This window comes from Streptomyces sp. NPDC040610 (assembly GCF_055594065.1).
Genome location: NZ_JBVIXA010000029.1, coordinates 6,090 through 10,100, shown reverse-complemented (window position 1 = coordinate 10,100; position 4,011 = coordinate 6,090). Strand labels below are relative to the sequence as shown.

General features: G+C 69.4%; 4 protein-coding genes and 1 pseudogene. 2 read left to right on the top strand and 3 right to left on the bottom strand.

Annotated elements, in window-relative coordinates; translation table 11 throughout:
- Together ACZ6AA_RS40755 and ACZ6AA_RS40750 are read left to right on the top strand one after the other, a co-directional pair.
- Positions 1–395: tetratricopeptide repeat protein (locus ACZ6AA_RS40755; RefSeq protein WP_471463621.1), on the top strand; the 395-nt coding region annotated here is incomplete at its 5' end.
- Positions 396–1,020: 625 nt separating this feature from the next.
- Positions 1,021–1,470, top strand: coding sequence for a hypothetical protein (locus ACZ6AA_RS40750; protein WP_471463620.1), 450 nt, complete (start codon positions 1,021–1,023; stop codon positions 1,468–1,470).
- 189 nt (positions 1,471–1,659) lie between these two features.
- On the opposite strand, the pseudogene ACZ6AA_RS40745 reads toward ACZ6AA_RS40750, so the two are convergent.
- The 3 genes and pseudogenes from ACZ6AA_RS40745 to ACZ6AA_RS40735 all read right to left on the bottom strand — a co-directional run.
- Positions 1,660–2,409, bottom strand: a pseudogene (locus ACZ6AA_RS40745) (transposase).
- Between the two features lie 371 nt (positions 2,410–2,780).
- Positions 2,781–3,245, bottom strand: coding sequence for a HEAT repeat domain-containing protein (locus ACZ6AA_RS40740; RefSeq protein WP_471463618.1), 465 nt, complete (start codon positions 3,243–3,245; stop codon positions 2,781–2,783).
- Positions 3,246–3,292: 47 nt separating this feature from the next.
- Positions 3,293–4,011: hemopexin repeat-containing protein (locus tag ACZ6AA_RS40735; RefSeq protein WP_471463616.1), on the bottom strand; the 719-nt coding region annotated here is incomplete at its 5' end.

The following is a 4,011-nucleotide window of genomic DNA, read 5'->3' as shown; positions in this document are numbered from 1 at the left end:
CGCGTACGGAGTCGGCGGGGGATCTGGGGCGGGCCATCCCGCTGTACGAACACGCCCTGGCGGACTTCGAGCGGGTCTTGGGCGGCGACCACCCCGACACGCTGACCTCGCGCAACAACCTCGCGTACGCGTACGAGTCGGCGGGGGATCTGGGGCGGGCCATCCCGCTGTACGAACACGCCCTGGCGGACTTCGAGCGGGTCTTGGGCGGCGACCACCCCGACACGCTGGCCTCGCGCAACAACCTCGCGTACGCGTACCAGTCGGCGGGGGATCTGGGGCGGGCCATCCCGCTGTACGAACACGCCCTGGCGGACTGCGAGCGGGTGCTGAGCCGGGGCCATCCATTGATCGCGGTGGTGCGGGCGAATCTGGAACGGGCGCGGTCCACCTAGTGATTCCGGCGGCCGCCGGCGGCCGCGCCGGGATGTTGGCGGAGGTCGGCGGGGCGATGACGTAGCTCCCGGAGGCGGGAGCCGTCGGACCGAGTACAGCCGTTGCATAGGTGGTCGGCCACGCCTTCGGCGCGGGCCCGCCGCGGGGCCGCAGTATCGAAAGTAGCGGCCCGTCGGCGGCGCGCACCGAGGCCTGGTCCTTCTACCGCCGTCCTCAGCGCGATCCGGGCCAAGTTCACCCGTGCCCTCTCTACCGGCCCGCGGCGGCGCGGTCGGCGCACGCGACGCAAACCTTGCTGACCGCGGGGTCGAAGCGGCGGCGGCCACAGCCACACCGGTGCCTCCCGCACCGGGATGCGGCAGGTCGCCGACGGCGGCGGGCGCCTCGCCGCCCGTGCACGGCGCGGACTGGCCAACCTCGACCGCATCGCCGGAGACTTCCCCGCCGCGACCGCCGCCGTCCCCGCCCTGGGCTGGAAGGGACGCCACCACCGCGTCCTGGGAGATGTGTGGTGGCCCCACGGCGACCTCGAGCGCGCGGCCGCCGCCTTCGAGGCCGCGGGGCGAGGCCGAACAGCACGACGCCGCAGGGGAACGTGCCATCGTCCAGACCCGCCTGGCCTTCGTGGCCGCCTTCGCCGACCCCGCCCGCGCCGACGACGAACTGGTCCTGGCCGAGCAGTACCTCGAAGGCCTCGACCAGCGCGCCACCCGCCTCCTGGCCCACGTCGCCGCCCTCCCCCGCGACGCGGGTGCCAGCGGCCTCGCCGACCGCGCGCAGACGCTGCGCACCGAGATCACCCAGGCCGGACTCCCCTGGCTCACCCGGTTCCTGGAAATCGTCCTCGCCTTCCACCACGCAGTCCGCGACGACCACCAGGCGCTCACCGCCACCGTCGGCCGCCTGCACACCCTGACCGCGAACGGCGACTTCGCCTACTTCACCGACATCGCCGCCGCCCTCGGTGGTCTCCCCCACCCGCCCAGGCCCACCGTCCACTGGATCGACGACCCCGACACCGTCCGCAGCCGCTGGCGCACCCTGGTCACCGCCCGCCAAACGACCCGCCCCTGACCGAGCCGCTCGCCTCGCCATCTCCGCGACAAAGCAATGGGCCCCTACCCCGGTCACCGGGGTAGGGGCCCTGCACACGTGGAAGGGAACGGCCTGACTTAACGTCCACTTAGGGCACAAAGGGCTTAAAGCCCTACGCTGAAGCACACGCCAACGAGCCGCCTCAATGCCGCACTTGAATGAGGTTCTTCAGCGGTGACGCTCCAGCGTGAGGATGGCCTTGGCGATTGACGTCATTCGATTCGGGCTGCACCGGGACCTGCGGAAGATGCGCCAGGACTTCAAGGGCGCCGACGCCGCGCTCGACCGGTGCTCGTGCAGCGGCCAGTGCCTGGTTGAGGGTCTTTTCGGTGGGTGTGAGTTCCCGCAAGGGCGTGCGTTTGATGCCGGTGGTCAGCCACGGGCCGGCGCCCTGGTAGGCGAGATCGGCCAGGATGGGAACGCCCTGGCGCTCGCAGATCCGGATGATCTGATGGGTGCGGGCGGCGGTCAAGTCATGAGTGCGGCCCGGCAGGGCGGGCGAAAGCCACAGCAACTTGCCGTCAGGGTCGGTGCCGATCTGCACGTTCACGCCGTGGCGCCGGTGTTTGTGAGAGTAGTCGGCCCGGCCGTCGCCGACTCGGTCGCACTCGGCGAGCGTGCCGTCCAGCAGAACGAAGTCCGCATCGGTCTCGCGCAGGACCTTCAGCAGACCCGGTACTCGTTCGGCCGCAGGTGGATGACCGCGCCGGTGTAGGCATGGGCGGTGGACTCGCTGATCCCGAACCCGGCAGCGATCTTCGCCAGGGTGGTGTGTTCGCGCAGGTACACCAGTGCCACCATCGCGCGCTGAGACGGGCGGAGCTTGCACCGGCGGTCGCCCTCACGGGTGACGATCAGCATGGTGACCCACTCCACGAGCGCATGCGGCAGGTCGAGTGCGGCAGGATGGACGACCAACGAGGCCCCCGAGCAACGTGATTGAGACGTCAGACATCTCGATCAACAGCCCGGGGCCTCGCCCGTTGCGCTTCACGGACCATCACCTGCTCGGTGGCCAACTCGAAGAAGCTCAGTGAGCCACCCGGAAAGACCTTACTGGCCTGATTGGCGTCGAAGGTCTTCGCACCTGACGACGCCACCCGCGCGGACGGCGTCGTACTCATGGCCCGCGGGTGGGTTGTGGCGGACGGAACGCCGATAAGCTGCTGGCACTGGGCGGGGCGCGGGGCTTTGACTGACGTTTGCCGGCGAGCCGGAGACCGTAGTCGTACGGCCGGGCTGATCGGACCGGCTGACCGCGCACGCGACAGTAAGGTGGCGGAGGGGCCCTACAACCGGCCGATGGAATTCACCTTCTCCTCCGCCGCCCGCCGCAGTCGGGTGTCGGCGTCGGACGCGGCAACCTCGCCGAGGCTCTGCCGGACTGCCTCGCTGTTGCGGTCCGAGGCCGACCGGACCGCGTACTTACGGACGGCGGGCTGCGGATCGTCGAGGAGGCGGGAGAGGATCTCGTCGGAGGACTGGGCGCGTAGCAACAGCGAACCGGCGGTGATGGCGGTCGCGACGCGGACCGGCAGCCTAGGGTTCTCGGCGGCCGCCTCGATGGCCCGCCGGGCCCGGTCGTCGTCGATCCGGCCGAGGGCGTGGACCGCTCGAGCAGCCAGCCATTCCTCCTCGTCGTCGAGCAGGACCACTAGCAGGTCGACCTCGGACGGGCCGATTCCCCGGTAGGTGCTCTCGGTGGGCTGGATGTCGCTGAGCTGCCTGCGCAGGTCGTTCATGGACACCGGCATGTCGTTCCTCCTTCGCCGAGCAGTCGGGCAGCGACCGTGGACGGGTCTCAGAAGGGGATGGGGCGCGTCAGGCCACTGGACGCCATCGTTTCCTCCTCGTCGGAGGTGAGATCCGGAGGTACGTCGGTCCATACGATGTTCGGCCACATCAGGAAGCGGCTGTTGGCGGGGACCGTCCTGTCGACGTGCCGCAGCCCCAGGTTGTGGCCTACCTCATGGGCGGTCAGCCACGGCGCGCTGACCTGCGTGATCGCTACTCCTGGCGTACCTGAAGGGTGGGTCGCGCAACCGACGTAGTTGTTCATGTCGCTGCTCACCAGAGTGCTGACGAGGTAGACCACGAGGTCCCGGTCGTCGGCGTTGGTGCGGTGGGAGAACAGCGTCTTCTGTTCCTCGGTCGGTGTTCCCCGGCACTCACCGACGTCGAGTGCGAGGAGGGACGACAGACTGCTGTCACCGCTGAGGTCCTCGGTGGTTCCGCGGCGCGCGTCAATGCGTGACCGGGCGTACAGTTTCTGCATCTCCGTGAACTGCGTGTCCAGGAACGTCCGGAGAGTCGTGGTGAGAGGCCGCAACGACTTGAAGTGGACGAGGATGAGTTCCCGGCCCCAACCCCAATTGGACAGCGGTGCCGGATATCCAGGGTCCACAGTGCCCGGCCCAACCTCCCCGCGAGTGACACGAATGTACCGGTTCCCCTTGAAGAAGTAGCACTTGGTGCCTGAGTAGAGGGCGGCGTCGATTCCGGTTGAACCGAATCCGCCGG

Excerpts from the sequence above, each read along its gene's own strand:
- ACZ6AA_RS40740 (WP_471463618.1), bottom strand. The coding sequence starts at position 3,245 with ATGCCGGTGTCCATGAACGACCTGCGCAGGCAGCTCAGCGACATCCAG.